The following is a 15,681-nucleotide window of genomic DNA, read 5'->3' on the forward strand; positions in this document are numbered from 1 at the left end:
CCGAAGCCGCGGATCAGCGCCCGTCACTGTTCGAGGTCCGGTACGTTGACAGTCTCCAGCCGGCCGCCGGCATAGTCTTCCGGACGGAGTTCGATGGGCGAGACGTAGAAGCCGCCGTCGGCGGTTGAATACCACACGTCCTCTACGAAGAGGCTGACCTTGCCGCCCATGATCACGCCCTTGATGTTCTCCGCCGACGTGGAGTTCATTTCGAAGTAGTCCACGTGGCCGCCCATCAGGGTGTCCGGGTCCGCCGGATCGCGGAAACCGGACTCCAGCCGGATCACGCCCATCCGGTCAACGCTGCCGCCCTCAAGGAAGGAGCCGCCGTGGAACCCGCCGCCGACACCCTGCGCTCCCATGATCAGCAGGTCGCTCCTGGTCTGGACCAGATACCGGTTCGCGCCCGGGCTGGCGGTATCCTGCGGTCCGCTCACCTCGTGTCCGGGGCCGGCCGGTGCCACGTACACAATGTTGGCCGAATCCAGGCCCTCGCGCTCGCCGGTGCCGAGCATTGATCCGCCGGCGCTGTAGCCGACATAGGTTGTGCGGGCGTCCGCCGGAATTTCGAGGTCGACGGCATAGTCGAAGGCCGCGAGCAGCGGTGCGGCCTTCTCGTTGTACGCCGATGATGCGTTGTCCAGGATTACGTTCTGCGGCAGGTCGCTGCCCTGCCAGTAAAAACCGAGCTTCCCGTCCCCCGCGGGGCCGAAGACCGCGGCGAGGCTGCTCGTGCCGGTCTCCAGCTCGGCCAGCCGTGCCCGCGTTCCCGGAACCAGTCCGCCCATGATCTCCGTGCCGGCCGACGGTGTTCCCAGCATGGTCACTATCTGTCCGTTTCCGTCCAGATTCACCATCACCACCTGGATGTTCTGGGTCACGGCGTAGTTCAGGCCGGTGAGCTTTCCTTCCAGCTCTCCGCGCAGCGCGGTCCACTCGTCATGGTCGTGCTTCCACTGCCCCCAGTCCCGGTAATCGTCCCGGCGGGGCTCGGGCAATCCAGCGGTCTTCTCCCGGAGGTTCTGTTGCAGCCCCGGGACGGTGAGGAGGTTGGCGCGGGCCCGCTCAGCCATGGGTACGCCGTTGAGGTTGCCGAAGACCGCCGGGTACAGCAGCAGGAGCCGCTCCCGGTCTGATGCCGGCAGGCCAAGCCATGCGGCGCGGATGCCGGCAATCCCGTCTGGAGTGAGGTGCGCGCCGCCTGCCATGGCCTTCTGCATAACGGCCTCCGCCCGTTGCATCCAGAAAGCACCCGTCAGCCGGCGGTTCGCCAGGAGCGCCGCGGCTTCAGGATTGGCGGCCCCCCACTCCCGCAGCTCCGCCTCGTTCAGGCCCAGCAGCGACGGCAGCAGTGCATCGGGATGGATGGCACCGAACCGTTCATCCAGTTTCCCGGTCAGCGCTGACCAGTGCGCGGCGGGCAGGACATTCCCTCCGGGTACGGCGGCCATCGGCAGGCCGGCACCGGCCCCGTAGCTGATGCCGGCCAGGACGGCGGCGGTGGTTTCCTGCAGATCGGTCCAGCTCCGCTCCAGGGCAGCGGCATCGTCCTTCAGCTGCTGCTCCGCAAGGTCCTGTTTGTCCCCGGCTTCCCCGGGGTCAGGATTCCGGCCCAGCTGCCGGAACACGTCCTGCAGCGCCAGCGCCCGGCGGGCCAGGAGCCGGCCGCCTGCCGTGAACTCGCCGATGGTCTCGGCGGCGTCCCGCAGTGACCGCTGCCAGTTCCCGGCGGGTTCCTTCAAATCGTCCAGCGCGGTGTACACCCGGTCCTGGGTGGCCGGATGGTGGTAACAGCCGCGGAACCGGGCCCAGGCCGCGGAGGCATCACCCAGATACTCCGCGGCGGTTCCCGCGCGCAGGGCCATGTCCGCGGCTTCGTCCTCCAGTACCTCCCACGGCACGTCAATGTGCGGCAGGCGCAGTGACCGCACGGCTACTGCACCGCCCGGTACTGGCCCCGGCGGTGCGGTGCATAATCTGTCGGGAGTGCGACCAGGGCTGCCGACGCTGTCGCCGACATGTCGCTGTCCGCGGCGGCAAAGGCGGAAGCGGCGGTGGAGACGGCGCCGGCCTTGCGGAAGAGCAGGGATCCCACGCGCTCTCCGACATCGTCGCGGCCGGACCAAAAACTCGAAAACGCCGCAGCAACCACCGTTGCAGTGCCGAAGCTGCCGGCGACTGTCTCGCCGCAGGCGCGGGCGGCCTGCGCCGCCCGGGTCAGCGACTCGCCGTCGGCGGCAATGTCGACCAGCGCGGCGTGGATCTCCGGGAGGTCCATGGAGTACGTGCCGTCTCCCCGGGCCCGGGCGCGGACGGCTGTAATGGCGGGTCACCCTGAAGCTTCATTCTTCTTCCCCCGGGTCGGGATGGACTGATGCTGCCCCGAGTATGGCATGCGGCGGCGTCCCCGTTGAAGGAAAAAGCCGTCTTGGGGATAACTGCCTACGGTGGGGCTATTCCTTCGCGGGTGCGGACCTTCCGCCGACTTTGATTGTTGACGGCGACGGCGATTGGAGGACGGCCACGGCCAGCTGGACACGGTTGGTTACTCCCAGCTTGGTGAAGGCGTTGGCGATGTGGGTTTTGACCGTGGCAATGCTGACATAGAGTTCGGCGCTGATTTCTGTGTTGGTCAACCCGCGGGCGACAGCGTGGGCGATGGCTCGTTCGCGCTCGCTGAGGGCGGCCAGGGGATTCGGCTGCGCCGCAGGATCCGCCGGCTCCTCCGGCGTGGAAGCCGCGGCCGCGACAATGCGTTTGAGGACTCCGGGGAGAAGCGCAGGTTGTCAGCTGCCGCGGCACGGACGGCCGAGACCATGTCTGCGGGTGCAGTGTCCTTGAGCAGGAAGCCGGAGGCTCCGGCCCGCAGCGCGGAAAGGATGAAATCATCGGTGTCGAACGAGGTCAGAACGATCACCCGGGGCGGCTGCGGCGGTGCCGTGATGCGTTCCGTGGCGGCGATGCCGCTCAGGCGAGGCATTCGGATGTCCATGAGGACGACGTCGGGCATTAGTTCCGCGGCGAGAACGACGGCGGTTTCGCCGTCGCCCGCTTCACCGATGATCGAAATATCCGGCGCCCCGTCGAGGATGAGGCGCAGTCCTGCGCGGATGAGGGGTTCATCGTCCGCGATCAGGACCTTCAACAGATCAACGCTCACCAGGGAACCTGCACTTTCGTGATGTAGACCCCGGCCTCGCTGCCTGATTCGATTGAACCGCCGGAAAGCCGGGCACGCTCGGCCAATCCAATCAGGCCGAGCCCGTTCGGTGCAGGGGTTTCGGCCCCGAAACCGGATTGCTCACCGTCACGGTGATACCCTGCCCGGGTGCACCTGCCAGGGTCAGAGCCACGGGATGGCCGGGGGCGTGTTTCTGGGCGTTGGTGATGCCCTCCTGTGCCACGCGGTACAAGTGGCGGGAGATGGCATCGTTGGGGGAGTTCTCGCCGGTGGCCAGCAGCGCCGGTTCGATGGTCAGGGTGATGGTGGTGCCGGCCGCCCGGGCTGATTCCACGAGGGCCGGAATGGAGGAGATATTCGGCTGGGGTGCCGTGTCCGCGGCCTCTTCACGCAGAACAGTCAGCACGGTGCGCAGTTCCGACGCTGCTTTCGAGGCACTCTCGCGCAGGATGCCGGCCGTGGACCGGACGGTCTCCGGGTCCAGGCCGGTGCGGTATTCCAGGGCTCCGGCGTGCATGCTGATCAGACTCAGGCGATGAGCCAGGGTATCGTGCATTTCGCGGGCGATCCGGGTGCGCTCCGCCAGCCGTGCCTGATCCGCCCGGGCATCCTGTTCCCGGCGGGCGCTGTCCGCTTCCTGCCGGAGGGAGACAATCAGCGCCTTTTTGGCGCCGCGGTTCATCCCGATCAGTATCAGGACAGCGAGCCCGCCCAAGGCGGTCAGGAGGATCCATCCGTACTCCTCGACGGATTCAGCCGGCTCAATCGCCATGCTGGCCGTCAGCGCTGCAGCAAAGACAAGCGCGGTGGCGGCCAGGAGGCGCGGCTGCCGAAAGGCCGCAATGCGGATGATGCACAGGCAACCTGCGGGAAAGGCCAGGGTGGAAAGCCCGCTGAGAGCGATGATTCCAAGTCCGGCACCCACCGGAGACCGGCGCAGGGCCAGGGGAAGCAGACTGATGGCAGCAACGCCCAGCACGAAGTCCAGGAACATCGGTCCGAGGTAGGGCGTCAGGCCGGCGTCGTCAGACGGCAGTTCCGCCGGCAGCATTGAACCGAGGACGACCAGAAAAACCAGGAACCCGACCACAGCGGCGGCGGCGGTGATCCCTGCCGTCTTCCAGGCACTGGGGCGTTGACTCGGGAGCGGCATTCTAGAAATCCTAATAAGCGCGGTGACGGACCACAATCAGCCAAAAGCATGAAGTCTTTTCCGCCGGATGGCTGGTGCCGGGAGCCGATTGGCCGAAGCGGAACGCGGGCCTAAGCGGGCAGGCTTCAGACATGACCTCTCCTGCTGATCATCCGGCTGCTCCGGATGCCCTGACCCCGGCCCGCCCCGCTCCCGTCCGTCCCCTTCCCTCCTCTCCGTTTCACCGCCTGGCCCGCTCCCTTCCCGGCTACCGCTGGTGGCACCCATTGACCACGGTGTTGGTCACGGTTGTTCTTTACCTCGTCCTGCTCCTGCTGGCGGTGGGGATAACAACGGTGGTGGGGATCTTTGTGCCGGGGCTTTCCGCACTGGGTGACCGGGCGATGTCTGCGGAATCAGACCTCGGTGACCCGGTACAGCTCGCCTTTCTGCTCGGAACCGTCTGCCTGCTCTGGCCTGCGGCGGCGCTGGGCGTGCGGTGGGGCGGCAGGCGTTCCGCCGGAACACTCTCCTCGGTCACCGGCCGGCTGCGCTGGCGCTGTTTTCCCAAACTGCTGGCCCTGGCTACCGGCCTGTTTGCGGCCGTGAATGCCCTGAGCCTGCTGGTGCCGGAGTCCTTGCGGGAAAGCGGCGGAGCGCCGGACGGCGGCGGCAGTTCCGGCAACGTGTGGTTCTTGCTGCTGGTAGTCCTGGCATTGGTGCCGGTGCAGGCAACCGCCGAGGAATATGTTTTCCGCGGGCTGCTGATGCAGGGCATCGGATCCTGGCTGCGCCATCCGGCCTTCGCCATCCTGTTGCCGGTTCCCCTGTTCGTCTTCGGTCACGGCTACGGGCTGGTGGGGCAGATTGACGTTGCCGCCTTTGCCGTCGCAGCCGGATGGATAACCTGGCGTACCGGTGGGCTGGAAGCGGCCATCGCGCTGCATGTTATCAACAACGTGGGAGTGCTCGGCCTGGGTGCGGCGGGCTTCGGCGATCTGAATGCCACGGACTATCCGTGGGCTGTCCTGCCGTTCTCGCTGGCCCTCCTGCTTGCCTACTCCCTGATTGTGGTCCGCTGGTTCCCGGCGCCGGAGGCGGTGCCGTCCCGGACGGCGGAGCGTTACTTCGCCTCGGCGTAGGAATCCACGGTCACGGTCACCACTGGGAACTCCAGCGGAATCTGACCGAACAGCAGGCCGGTGGCGGCAGCTGCGGCCTCGGTGACCAGGGCGCTGACTTCTTCGGCGCGGGAGGCGGGGACGTGCAGCATCACTTCGTCATGCAGGAAAAACACCAGTTCCCCGGCCGGTGCGGTTGCCGACGCAGTCCGGAGCCGGCGTCGTATTTCCGCCAGCCAGCACAGCGCCCATTCCGCGGCGGTGGCCTGCACCACGAAGTTGCGCGTGAAGCGGCCCTGCGAACGGGCCAGGGCGTCGGCGCGGCGCTGTTCTTCCGCGGAGGCCGTCTGCTGGGACCGCAGCCAGCGTTGGGATACCGGAGGCGAGCTGCGGCCCAAATGGCTGCTGACAGTCCGGCCGGCCTCTCCGGCACGGGCACCGCGCTCGACGACGCCGATCGCCTGCGGATAGGACCGGGTCAGGGCGGGCATCAGCCGGCCGGCCTCGCCGGACGTCGCGCCGTACATCGCTCCCAGGATCGCCATTTTGGCCTGCGCCCGGTCCCCGTGGAAGTTCTGGTCCGCGATGCCCTGGTAGAGGTCCCTGCCCCGGGCCGCCGCGGCAAGGGCGTTGTCCCGGCCCAGAGCCGCGAGAACCCGGGGTTCGAGCTGCGCGGCGTCGGCGACGATGAGTTTGTGCCCCGGATCCGGGCGGACCGCGTCGCGCACGTAGCGGGGGATCTGCAGCGCGCCGCCGCCGCGTGAGGCCCAGCGCCCGGACACGACGCCGCCCACCACGTATTCCGGGCGAAACCGTCCGTCCGCGACCCAGGCCTCCAGCCAGGTCCAGCCATTGGCGCTGAGCAGCCGGGACAGCCGCTTGTATTCCAGCAGCGGGGCAACCGCAGGATGGTCGTGCTGCTGCAGTTCCCAGGTCCGGGTCGTTTTCACTTCGATCCCGGCCCGGTGCAGGGCCCGCAGCAGTTCCTGTGGGGAATCCGGGTTGAAGCCGGGGTTTCCCAGCTTGTCCCGCAGCTCGGCGGCAAGCTGTTCCAGCCGGACGGGGCGCTGTCCCTCGGGCGGCCGCGGCCCCAGCTCCTGTTCCAGCATTGCCTCGTGGAGGTCGCGCCGCCAGGGCAGCCCCGCGTGCTCCATTTCCACGGCGATTAGCCCGCCGGCGGATTCGGCGGCGAGCAGCAGCGCCAGCCGCTGCCGCGACGGAGACGCCGCAACCGCGGCCAGCTGGGCCTGCAGCTCGGCAACCTGCTCGTCGAGCGCTGGGCCGGCGGCGGGGTCGTCAAATCCTTCCAGCCCTTCGAAAAGTGAACTTTGGTTGGGTGCGGGCGGGACCGGCAGCAGCTGGCGGGGGAGCTGCTCAGCATCGGCCTCGGGCGTTTCGGCCCGCAGCTTGTCAATGTAGGGGGAAGGCGGTGCGGCTTCCGAAAAGCGCAGGATGCCGCGCACCAGGGCCAAATCGTGGCTGCGGGCAACCCGCACGCCTGCGCGCAGCAGCTGCGGATATACCGCACGGGTGCTGTTGAAAACCCAGCGGACGTTCGGCCGGTCCTCATAGTCACCCACCACGGCAGCCAGCAGGGCCGGCACGACGACGGCGGGGGCCGCGGCGGGACGGCCGGCAGCATCGGTTTCCTGGAGCTGCAGGGAGCCGGCGGCGGGGCCGGGACCGGCCGGGGTGAGGACAACGTACATGTTTCCATTGTCCCTGCCGGCCGGTGCCCGGCTTGAACCGCCGCACAGGGGAGACCCCTGGGCGAAGTTCCGGGTGTGTCCTCCACAGCCGCAGGCCCGGCGCAGCTTGTCCCCAGCCCGGACCGAAGCGCCGCGCGCCGGCCGTCACGGGGGAAGAGTGGGCGCATGAGTGATGAACAGCTGTGGGTACCGGCGGTCCGGGCACCTGGCACCGTAATGCGGGACACTGCAGCGCCGGACGGCGGCGACCGAACCGGTGGTGCCCGGCGGAACCGGAGCGCGGCGGGATTCGCTGAACGTCTTGGCGGTGGTGATGGCGGATCCGGTGGTGGATCCGGGGCCCGGACCGGACTCAGCTCTTTAAATGACGGGAGAACGGAACCGGCTGCCGGGCCCCCGGCCCGCCGGGCTTCCCGCGCCGGACGCCGAACGGGTTCCCGGGCCCCTGCCCGCGCCGCCGCGCGCAGCGGCGAAACCCGAACCCCGGTGGTCCTGGCCAGCCGCTCCCAGCGGCTGCAGGACGAGGTCTCCCGGGTTGCGGCAGCAGCGGGGCTGGAGCTTGAAGTACTGCCGGATGTCCGTGAAGCCCTGCTCCGGAACCCCGAGGTCATGCTGCTGGGCATCGACGCGGCAGCAAACGAACAGACCGGACGCCGGCGTCCCGGTCAGGCGGGCCCGGACGGAGCCGAGACCATAGTGGTGGGCACCGGCGAGGACACCGGGCTGTGGGAGGCCGCGGCACGGTTGGACGCCGTGCGGGTGGCCGTCCTGCCGGCGGCCTCCGGTTGGCTGGCCGAGTACCTGAGCCGCCGGCGTTCTCCGGCAGCCGGCTACGTCCTGGGCGTAATGGGCGGCTGCGGCGGCGCCGGCGCCTCCAGCCTGTCGTGCTGGCTCGCCCATGAAGCGGCGGAACAGGGCGTGGCCACCCTGCTGGTGGACGGAGATCCACACGGGGGCGGCCTGGACGCCAGCCTCGCGAGCGGGGAGGTGCCGGGAGTACGCTGGCCGGACCTCGCCGATGTGCGCGGATCGCTAAACCCGGTGCAACTGCTCTCCGCCCTGCCCCAGGTGTCCGGTTTCGCCCTGCTGTCCGGCGCTGCAGGGCCAGCCACCGGGCCCGGGCCGCTTACGGAACCGTCCGCGGCACCGCTTCCGGACCTGGGCGCCGCGGAGGGGCCGGCGGAAGAAAGCGTGCGGGCGGTCATGGACGCCGCACGGGCCGCCTTCGCCCTGACCGTGGTGGACTGCAGCCGGCACCGCTCTGCCCAGCTGTGGGCCTGCGACGCGGTGCTGCTGGTGGTACCGGGCCGCCTCCGCCCTGTGCTGGCGGCCGGATCCCTGCGCCGCACCCTGGGCACGGCTGCGCAGGCGGTGGTGGTCCGCGGACCGCTGGGGGACGGAATGGATGACGCCCGCGCCGCCGAAGCCGTGGGACTTCCACTGGCCGGCTATCTGCCCGCCGTGCGCAGCCTGGAGCATGCCGAAGCGCGCGGCCAGCTGCTAGAGCGGGGCCGGCGGCCACGCATCCGGCGTGTGACGGAAAACCTGGTGCGGCAGCTGGCCGCCGAATTACCGGCCGCGGTCCCGAACCGGGGCGGACACCAATGACCCCGCAGGGCCGGCGTGCCGCCCGATCCCACCCGGTGGATCAACAGCCGCCCCGCAACGGTGACGCTCCCATGGTGCGGCAGGTCCGCCGGCAAATGCTCGACGACGGCGCACCTGTCACGCCGGCGCGGCTGGCGGCGGCTGTCCAATCCAGCGGCCGGCTGCTGGGAGCCGAGGAGCGCTGCGTGCCGTGGACCGGGTGCAGGCTGAGCTGCAGGGGTTGGGGCCGTTGCAGGAACTGGCGCTGCTGCCCGGCATCAGCGACATACTGGTCAACGGACCGGCACGCGTGTGGATCGACACCGGGCACGGTCTGGAGCTGACCGGGCTGCGGTTCGGCTCCGACGCGGAGGTCCAGGCGCTCGCAGCCCGCCTGGTTGCGGCCGGCGGCCGCCGCCTGGACGACTCCAACCCCTGTGTGGATGTGCAGCTGCGCGGGTACCGGGTCCATGCGGTGCTCCGGCCGGTCTCCACCGGTTCCACCCTGCTCTCCATCCGGATCCGGCGCACCCGGACGTTCTCGCTGGAGGAACTGCAGGCCAGCGGAACCGTGGACCCGGAAAGCGCCGGGGTGCTGCGGCGCCTGGTGGCAGCCCGGCTGAACTTCCTGATCAGCGGCGCCACCGGGACCGGAAAAACGACCCTCCTGTCCACCCTGCTGTCGCTGAGCGACCCCGGGGAACGGCTGGTGCTGGTGGAAGACGCCGCAGAACTGGATCCCCGCCACCCCCATGTGGTGGGGCTGCAGAGCCGGCATGGAAACGTGGAGGGCACCGGGCTGGTGGACCTGGCCGAACTCGTGCGGCAGGCCCTGCGGATGCGCCCGGACCGGCTGGTGGTGGGGGAGTGCCGCGGCGCGGAGGTCCGTGAACTGCTCGCGGCTATGAATACCGGGCACGACGGCGCCGGCGGCACCATCCATGCCAATTCGGCAGCCGGCGTGCCCGCCAGGCTGGCGGCGCTCGGGGCCCTGGCCGGAATGAGCAGTACGGCCGTGACGCTGCAGGCAGCCAGTGCCCTGGACGTGGTGGTGCACCTCGTCCGGCGGGCGTCCGGACGCCGGCTGGCCGAGATCGCCGTGCTCACGGCGTCATCCGACGGACGGCTGTTGGCGCTGCCGGCGCTGCTGCCGCTGCTTCCTACGGACTCCGCAAGCCGGTACGGCCCCGGTTGGGAAGTACTGCAGGAGCGGTTGACTGAACGTTCCCGTATGCCGGCCGACAACCGGACCGAAACATCCGTCCAATGACCGGCCTGTGGGTCACGGCGCTGCTGGGCATCTCAGCGCTGGTGTTGATGCCCCGGGCCGGCTTGCCGGCACAAAGCCGGGAGCCCAGCACGGGGCCGGGGCAGCAGAGCCGCGGACGGACCGGCCGGCGGCAGGTCCGGGCAGGCAGGATCCGCCTTTTCCGGGCCCGTCCGGATCCGTCACTGCACGAGGTTCCGTTGCTCGTGCACCAGCTCACGGGGCTGCTGGCCGCCGGGCGCGCTCCGTATCAGCTGTGGACGGACGCCGCCGCCCTGCAGAGGAGCACCGGCGGAACAGGATCAGACGGCTTGCTGGCCGCGCGGCTGCTGCCGGTTTTGGAGGCAGCCGGCCAGGCCGCGTCCCTGGGACTGAGTCCGGTGCCTGTATTCCGGGCCGCCGCGGAAGTCCGGACGCGGAGGGCCCGGGCCGCCGGTAGGAACCCGCCGGGGGCCGGCGCCGCACGGTCAGGCGCAGCTGTGCTGTCGATGGAGCAGGTGTGGAGCGAACTCGCCGGGTGCGTGAGCATTTCCGAGCGCAGCGGTGCACCGCTGGCGGGAGTGCTGGGCCGCTACGCCGCCCAGCTTGAGGGCAGCCTGGACCAGCAGGCGGCGCGGGAAACGGCGCTGGCAGGGCCGAAGGCCACCGTCCGGCTGCTGACCTGGCTGCCGGTGGGCGGACTGGGGCTGGGCTACCTGTTGGGTGCTGATCCGGTGGGGGTTCTCATCGGCAGTCCGCTGGGCTGGTTGGCGGCAGCCTCCGGTGCGGCGCTGTCGCTGAGCGCCGGGGTATGGTCCAGAGCACTGGTGCGCCGGGCCGCGGCCCCCTGATGGCAGGAACCCTGGTAGCCGTGTTCCTTGCCGCCGCGGCCGCCCTGCTGCTCCGGGGACCGGGCCTGTCTGCCGCGCCGGGAACCGGATCCGGTGTGCCGGGACTCGGGGCGGGATCCGGGCGGGGACTCGGAGCGGGAGTACCCGGAGCGAACGGCCCGGGAAGTGCAGGCATATCCGATCCAGCGCTTCTGCTCGATCTTGTGGCGGCCATGCTGGATGCCGGCCAGTCCCTGCTGCCGGCGCTGGGGATTCTCGCCGATGTCGCAGAGCCGGAGACCGCCCTGTGCCTGCGCCGGGTGCAGGCCGCGCTGGAACTGGGCGCGCCGTGGGCAGTGGCCTGGGAACTGGCCGTTCCCGGTGCTGCCGGCGCCAGCTCCTCCGGGCCGCCTATCGCCGGAGGACCGGGGTCCAGCCGCCAGCAGTCCAGCCGCCGGCAGTCCAGCCGCCGGCAGGGCGATCTGCCGCACCCCTATCTCCGGCTTCCCGCCGCGGCGGCCGAGCTGCGCGGGGCGCTAACCTTTACCGCCACCACCGGCGCACCGTCGGCGGCCGTACTGGTGGCTGCGGCGGCCCAGCTCCGCCGAAGACGGGCACGCGAGGCTGAACGCCGGGCTGCGGCGCTGGGCGTCAAGCTGGTGGTCCCGCTGGGGCTGTGCGCGCTGCCGGCGTTTATCGTCCTGACCGTGGTGCCGCTGCTGCTGTCACTGCTGCCGTCGTTTCCCTAGCTGTCCTGGGATTTCCGCTGGCGTCTTGAACCCGGGGCGTCCTGAACCCGCGGTGTCCTGAGACCAGGCGGCGGCAAGGATGGATGGCCCCGGTGTCCCTCCACAACCAACTTGGCCGCCTCCGTTATCCGCAGCGGCACGCCGGCACCTGTTCCGGCAGGGCTGCCGGCGGCAGGATCAGACCACCGCAATACGAAGCGGCGCAAGAGATGCCAGTCAACACCAGGAGGAAACCATGTCTGTCTTGAGCAGATCCGTAACTGCCGCACAGCGCGGCCGCAGTTTTTCCGGGGCTCCCGCCTTCGGCGGTGAAGAGGTACCCGGGCCCGGAGGAAACACCTGCCGGTGTGGTGCCCCGGCCAGCCGGCCGGCAGCTTTGGAAAGCCGCAGGCCGCCGCACCGCCGGAGCACGCCGTACCGCAGACCCAGTCCCCGCTGCCATCCGGGCGCGCGGCGGCAGAGGCTTACCGCTCGGGCAGAGGTCCGGGCACCGTGACCGTGCTGTACCCGGCGGAACCCTCCGCCGGGCCGGATAATGTCTTCCAACCGGATAGTACCCAGCCGGACAGCACCCAGTCGGAAAGTGCCCAGCCGGACAATATCCGGCCGCACATTGCGGCGCCGGGCAGCAGAACATGGGAACGGAGGAAAGCCGGCCGGCTCCGGGCCAGCTTCCAGGACCGCGAAGCAGGAATGGCAACAGCGGAATACGCCATTGCCACCCTTGCCGCCGTGGCATTCGCGGCCCTACTGGTCGCCGTGCTGGGCAGCGGGGAGGTGCGGTCCCTGCTGATGGGGCTGATCCGCAGTGCGCTGACTTTGGGTTAGTAAATGGCCCGGGAGAAGCGGCAGGATTTACCCTCCGGGGCGCGGTCACCGCCGAACTAGCGGTGGGGCTGCCCGCCGTGGCCCTGCTTCTGGCCGTAGTGCTCACGGGTGTAGCGGCCGGGGTGACCCAGCTGCGCGTCGAGGAAGCGGCACGGGCGGCGGCGCGGGAAATCATGCGCGGAGACAGCGCTGCGGCAGAGACCGCGGCCCGGCGGATCGCCGGCGCCGATGCTCAGGTGACACTCGCCGCCGACGGATTGTGGCTGCGCGTGCAGGTCGACTCGGCGGTGGCGGCTCCGCTGCTGGACCGGCTGCCGCTGGTGCTCAGCGCCTCCGCGTCGGCTCTTCCGGAATCCCTCCCATGAAGCGTGCAAAGAAGGACTCCGCGAAAGATCGAAGAAGGAGGAAAGGAAGCGGGAAAGGACGGCGGCGGGAAGGAGCTGTGGAACGCGGATCCGGGACCGTACTGGTGCTGGGGATCGGGGTGCTGCTGCTCATCCTGTTCGGCGCCGTGCTGTTGCTGCTGCAGTCAGCGGTGGCCGCCAACCGTGCTGCCACCGCAGCGGACCTGGCTGCCTTGGCCGCCGCCGACACGGTGCGGGGCCTGCGGGAAGGGGAACCATGCGCCGTGGCGGGGGAGGCCGCGGGCCGCAACGGCGCGGCATTGACCGGTTGCGCGGTCAACGCCGGAGACCTGAGTGTTCAGGTCAGCACCGAGGTGGCGGTTCGGCTGATGCCGTGGCCCGCCACCGGCCAGGCCCGGGCCGGTCCACCGCCCTAGGTGCCCGGGCCGCCCTGAGCGGCCGGGACGGGGCCATCGTCCTGAGGAAGGCGATGCGGTGGTAGCCGGCGCCCCGTCCGAAAGCTGCTAAGCCGGGTCCGGCCCGGCGGCCAGGGAGGCTCCCGCCGCGTCCGGGTCCGCCACCCGGCCGCGGGCGGAGTCCAGCAGCACCTGGAGCAGGGTCACCGCGCCGGCCTTGGACAGCGGATTGTTCTTGTTGCCGCACTTGGGGGACTGCACGCAGGACGGACAGCCGCGCTCGCAATCGCAGGCGCGGATGGCATCCCGGGTGGCCGTCAACCAGAGCTCGGCGGCCTCGTAGGCGCGTTCGGCGAAACCGGCGCCTCCGGGGTGCCCGTCGTACACAAAAATCGTGGGCTTGCCGGTGTCGGCGTGCAGCGCCGTCGACACTCCGCCAATGTCCCAGCGGTCGGAGGTGGCAATCAGCGGCAGCATCCCGATGGACGCGTGCTCGGCAGCATGCAGGGCACCGGGAAAATCCGCAGGAATCAGTCCGGCACCGGTCATCAGATGCTCATCAATGACAAACCAGACCGCCTTCGTGAACAGCTCCTTGGCCTCCAGCTCCAGCGGCTCCTCGCCCAGGATTTCGTTCGAGATCAGGGCCTTGCGCTGGAACGAGACCACCTGGGTGGTGACCTTCACAGTGCCGAAACAGACCTGGATGTTCCCCCAGTGCGAGGTCCGTTCGGTCTCCATCACCTCGATCTGGGTGATGTCGCGGGCCTGCGTGTAGAACTCCGGATTGCCGCGGGTCACCATGGCGCAGTGGTCCGCTTCGTTCAGCTCGTCCACCACGAAGGTCTGGCCCTGGTGGACATAAACCGCGCCGGTGTGCGCCTGGTACTGGCTTTGCGCGCCGTCCATGGTGCCCAGCACCATCCCGGTGTCGGTTTCCACGATGTTGATGGGCCCGGCGCCGTCGGCCCGCAGGTTCACCATGGCGGCGGCACTTTCGGCGTGGGTCCAGAACCAGCCCGCGGGCCGGCGGCGCAGATAGCCCTGGTCCACCAGCTGATCCAGCAGACCGGCGGCGGTTGGACCGAACAGCTCCCGTTCATCCGGTGTCAGCGGGATTTCGGCTGCCGCGGCACAGAGGTGCGGACCCAGGACATAGGGGTTGGACGGATCGAACACCGTGGCCTCCACCGAAATGTCGAAGATCGCCTCCGGATGGTGCACCAGGTAAGTGTCGAGGGGATCGTCGCTGGCGACGAACGCGGCCAGCGCGTCCTGCCCGGAGCGTCCGGCCCGGCCAATCTGCTGGAACAGGGAGGCCCGGGTGCCGGGCCAGCCGGCCACCAGCACGGCGTCGAGCCCCGAGACATCGATGCCCAGCTCCAGGGCGGAGGTACTGGAAATCCCCAGCAGCTCACCGCTGCGCAGCCGCCGTTCCAGTTCCCGGCGCTCCTCCGGCAGGTATCCGGAGCGGTAGGCCGCGACCCGGTCCGGGAGCGACGGGTGCACCTCGTCGAGCAGCCGGCGGGTGATGGCGGCAATCGTCTCCGCGCCGCGCCGGGATTTGATGAAGGCAATGGTGCGCACCTGGGCGGCTACCAGGTTGGCCAGCAGATCCGAGGTTTCAGCGATCACGGTCCGGCGGGAGCGGACCCCGTTTTCCCCCTTCAACTCGGTGAGCTGCGGTTCCCAGAGCGCCACGGTGGTGGCGCCGTGCGGAGAGGCGTCGCGGGTGATGGCGGTGACCTCGCCGCCGATCAGCCGGCCGAAGGACTGTGCCGGATCAGCTGAGGTGGCGGACGCGCCGATAAACACCGGGTCCGCGCCGTAGTAGCGGCAGATCCGCCGCAGCCGGCGCATCAGGTTGGCGACGTTGGAGCCGAACACGCCGCGGTAGCTGTGGGCCTCATCGATGATGACGTACTTGAGCCGGCGGAAGAACCGGGCCCACCAGGCATGGTTGGGCAACACGCCGAAGTGCAGCATGTCCGGATTGGCGAGCACAAGATTTGCGTGGTCCCGGATCCAGCGCCGGGCGCCGGGGTCCGTGTCGCCGTCGTACGTTTCGGCCCGGACGGTGGGAAGTTTCAGTGCGTTTACGGCGGAGAGCTGGTCCGCGGCCAGTGCCTTGGTGGGTGCCAGATACAGGGCCACGGACCCGGTGGGCTCCAGTGTGACCCGGTCATCCAGCGCCGTGCGGTGGATCTCGTCCAAAACCGGCAGCAGATAGGCCAGCGACTTTCCGGAGGCGGTGCCGGTGGAAATGATCGTGTGGTTCCCGGCGTGCGCGGCCTGCGCCGCTTCGATCTGGTGCCGCCACGGTTCAGAGACACCCACACGCGAGTATGCGGCGACGACATCGGGATGCGCCCAGTCCGGCCAGGGGACCGGAACAGCCTGGCGGGCCGGAATTTCGTGGACATGGACCAGCTGTTCCGGGTCGGCGCCGGAGCCGAGCAGGGGGATCAGGGAATCGTGTAGGGCCACGCTGTCATTCTCCCACCGGCCGCGCGGACGGCAGCAGTCAAACGCGCCCGC

15 protein-coding genes are annotated in these 15,681 nt (G+C 69.7%); 8 read left to right on the forward strand and 7 right to left on the reverse strand.

The genetic code is table 11. From position 1 onward, the window contains the following. Nucleotides 1–23: 23 nt before the first annotated feature. The 5 genes from OL239_RS03445 to OL239_RS03460 all read right to left on the reverse strand — a co-directional run bounded on the left by OL239_RS03445 (nt 24) and on the right by OL239_RS03460 (nt 4,334). Entirely contained in the window at nt 24–1,931 is a 1,908-nt protein-coding gene (locus OL239_RS03445; RefSeq protein ID WP_268910745.1) for a hypothetical protein, read from the reverse strand. Between the two features lie 2 nt (nt 1,932–1,933). Further along, entirely contained in the window at nt 1,934–2,278 is a 345-nt protein-coding gene (locus OL239_RS03450; RefSeq protein ID WP_268910746.1) for a hypothetical protein, read from the reverse strand. Nucleotides 2,279–2,453: 175 nt separating this feature from the next. After that, nucleotides 2,454–2,636, reverse strand: a complete 183-nt coding sequence (locus OL239_RS19295; RefSeq protein WP_329609336.1) for a response regulator transcription factor — start codon at nt 2,634–2,636, stop codon at nt 2,454–2,456. After that, on the reverse strand, nt 2,633–3,160 hold the full coding sequence (locus OL239_RS03455; RefSeq protein ID WP_329609337.1) for a response regulator: 528 nt from the start codon (nt 3,158–3,160) through the stop codon (nt 2,633–2,635). Before OL239_RS03455 ends, OL239_RS19295 begins: the two co-directional genes overlap by 4 nt. Nucleotides 3,161–3,251: 91 nt before the next feature. After that, nucleotides 3,252–4,334: a sensor histidine kinase gene (locus OL239_RS03460; protein ID WP_268910747.1), complete on the reverse strand. Its 1,083-nt coding sequence runs from the start codon at nt 4,332–4,334 to the stop codon at nt 3,252–3,254. A 131-nt stretch (nt 4,335–4,465) separates the two neighbouring features. On the opposite strand from OL239_RS03460, the gene OL239_RS03465 reads away from it, so the two are divergent. Continuing rightward, nucleotides 4,466–5,455, forward strand: a complete 990-nt coding sequence (locus OL239_RS03465; protein ID WP_268910748.1) for a CPBP family intramembrane glutamic endopeptidase — start codon at nt 4,466–4,468, stop codon at nt 5,453–5,455. On the opposite strand, the gene OL239_RS03470 is transcribed toward OL239_RS03465, so the two are convergent. Beyond that, nucleotides 5,437–7,143 carry a bifunctional 3'-5' exonuclease/DNA polymerase gene (locus tag OL239_RS03470; protein WP_268910749.1) on the reverse strand — a complete coding sequence of 569 codons (1,707 nt, stop codon included), beginning with the start codon at nt 7,141–7,143 and terminating at the stop codon, nt 5,437–5,439. The genes OL239_RS03465 and OL239_RS03470 overlap by 19 nt on opposite strands. A gap of 486 nt (nt 7,144–7,629) precedes the next feature. On the opposite strand from OL239_RS03470, the gene ssd reads away from it, so the two are divergent. From ssd to OL239_RS03505, 7 genes are all read left to right on the forward strand, one after another. Beyond that, the gene (ssd, locus tag OL239_RS03475) at nt 7,630–8,751 is read left to right on the forward strand and encodes a septum site-determining protein Ssd (protein ID WP_268910750.1); all 1,122 of its coding nucleotides are present in this window, start codon (nt 7,630–7,632) and stop codon (nt 8,749–8,751) included. Between the two features lie 190 nt (nt 8,752–8,941). After that, complete coding sequence (locus tag OL239_RS03480) at nt 8,942–10,000, forward strand: TadA family conjugal transfer-associated ATPase (protein ID WP_442864212.1); 1,059 nt, start codon at nt 8,942–8,944, stop codon at nt 9,998–10,000. Next, nucleotides 9,997–10,827, forward strand: coding sequence for a hypothetical protein (locus tag OL239_RS03485; protein WP_268910751.1), 831 nt, complete (start codon nt 9,997–9,999; stop codon nt 10,825–10,827). The genes OL239_RS03480 and OL239_RS03485 overlap by 4 nt, the downstream gene beginning before the upstream one ends. Continuing rightward, nucleotides 10,788–11,555, forward strand: a complete 768-nt coding sequence (locus tag OL239_RS03490; RefSeq protein WP_268910752.1) for a type II secretion system F family protein — start codon at nt 10,788–10,790, stop codon at nt 11,553–11,555. The genes OL239_RS03485 and OL239_RS03490 overlap by 40 nt, the downstream gene beginning before the upstream one ends. Before the next feature lie 492 nt (nt 11,556–12,047). Then, the gene (locus OL239_RS03495) at nt 12,048–12,383 is read left to right on the forward strand and encodes a DUF4244 domain-containing protein (protein WP_268910753.1); all 336 of its coding nucleotides are present in this window, start codon (nt 12,048–12,050) and stop codon (nt 12,381–12,383) included. A gap of 62 nt (nt 12,384–12,445) precedes the next feature. Further along, nucleotides 12,446–12,748 carry a TadE family type IV pilus minor pilin gene (locus tag OL239_RS03500; RefSeq protein ID WP_268910754.1) on the forward strand — a complete coding sequence of 101 codons (303 nt, stop codon included), beginning with the start codon at nt 12,446–12,448 and terminating at the stop codon, nt 12,746–12,748. 77 nt (nt 12,749–12,825) lie between these two features. After that, the gene (locus OL239_RS03505) at nt 12,826–13,164 is read left to right on the forward strand and encodes an Rv3654c family TadE-like protein (RefSeq protein ID WP_268910755.1); all 339 of its coding nucleotides are present in this window, start codon (nt 12,826–12,828) and stop codon (nt 13,162–13,164) included. A gap of 87 nt (nt 13,165–13,251) precedes the next feature. Here the strand turns inward: OL239_RS03505 and OL239_RS03510 are convergent, their stop codons facing one another. Beyond that, nucleotides 13,252–15,630 (reverse strand): DEAD/DEAH box helicase, encoded by a 2,379-nt coding sequence (locus tag OL239_RS03510; protein ID WP_268910756.1) that lies wholly within the window; start codon nt 15,628–15,630, stop codon nt 13,252–13,254. Nucleotides 15,631–15,681: the final 51 nt, after the last annotated feature.

Origin of the sequence: Arthrobacter sp. ATA002 (assembly GCF_026898095.1) — a bacterium.
Lineage (GTDB): Bacteria > Actinomycetota > Actinomycetes > Actinomycetales > Micrococcaceae > Arthrobacter_B.

Excerpts from the sequence above, each read along its gene's own strand:
- OL239_RS03450 (WP_268910746.1), bottom strand. The coding sequence starts at position 2,278 with ATGGACCTCCCGGAGATCCACGCCGCGCTGGTCGACATTGCCGCCGAC.
- OL239_RS03460 (WP_268910747.1), bottom strand. The coding sequence starts at position 4,334 with ATGCCGCTCCCGAGTCAACGCCCCAGTGCCTGGAAGACGGCAGGGATC.
- OL239_RS03465 (WP_268910748.1), top strand. The coding sequence starts at position 4,466 with ATGACCTCTCCTGCTGATCATCCGGCTGCTCCGGATGCCCTGACCCCG.
- OL239_RS03470 (WP_268910749.1), bottom strand. The coding sequence starts at position 7,143 with ATGTACGTTGTCCTCACCCCGGCCGGTCCCGGCCCCGCCGCCGGCTCC.
- OL239_RS03485 (WP_268910751.1), top strand. The coding sequence starts at position 9,997 with ATGACCGGCCTGTGGGTCACGGCGCTGCTGGGCATCTCAGCGCTGGTG.
- OL239_RS03490 (WP_268910752.1), top strand. The coding sequence starts at position 10,788 with ATGGTCCAGAGCACTGGTGCGCCGGGCCGCGGCCCCCTGATGGCAGGA.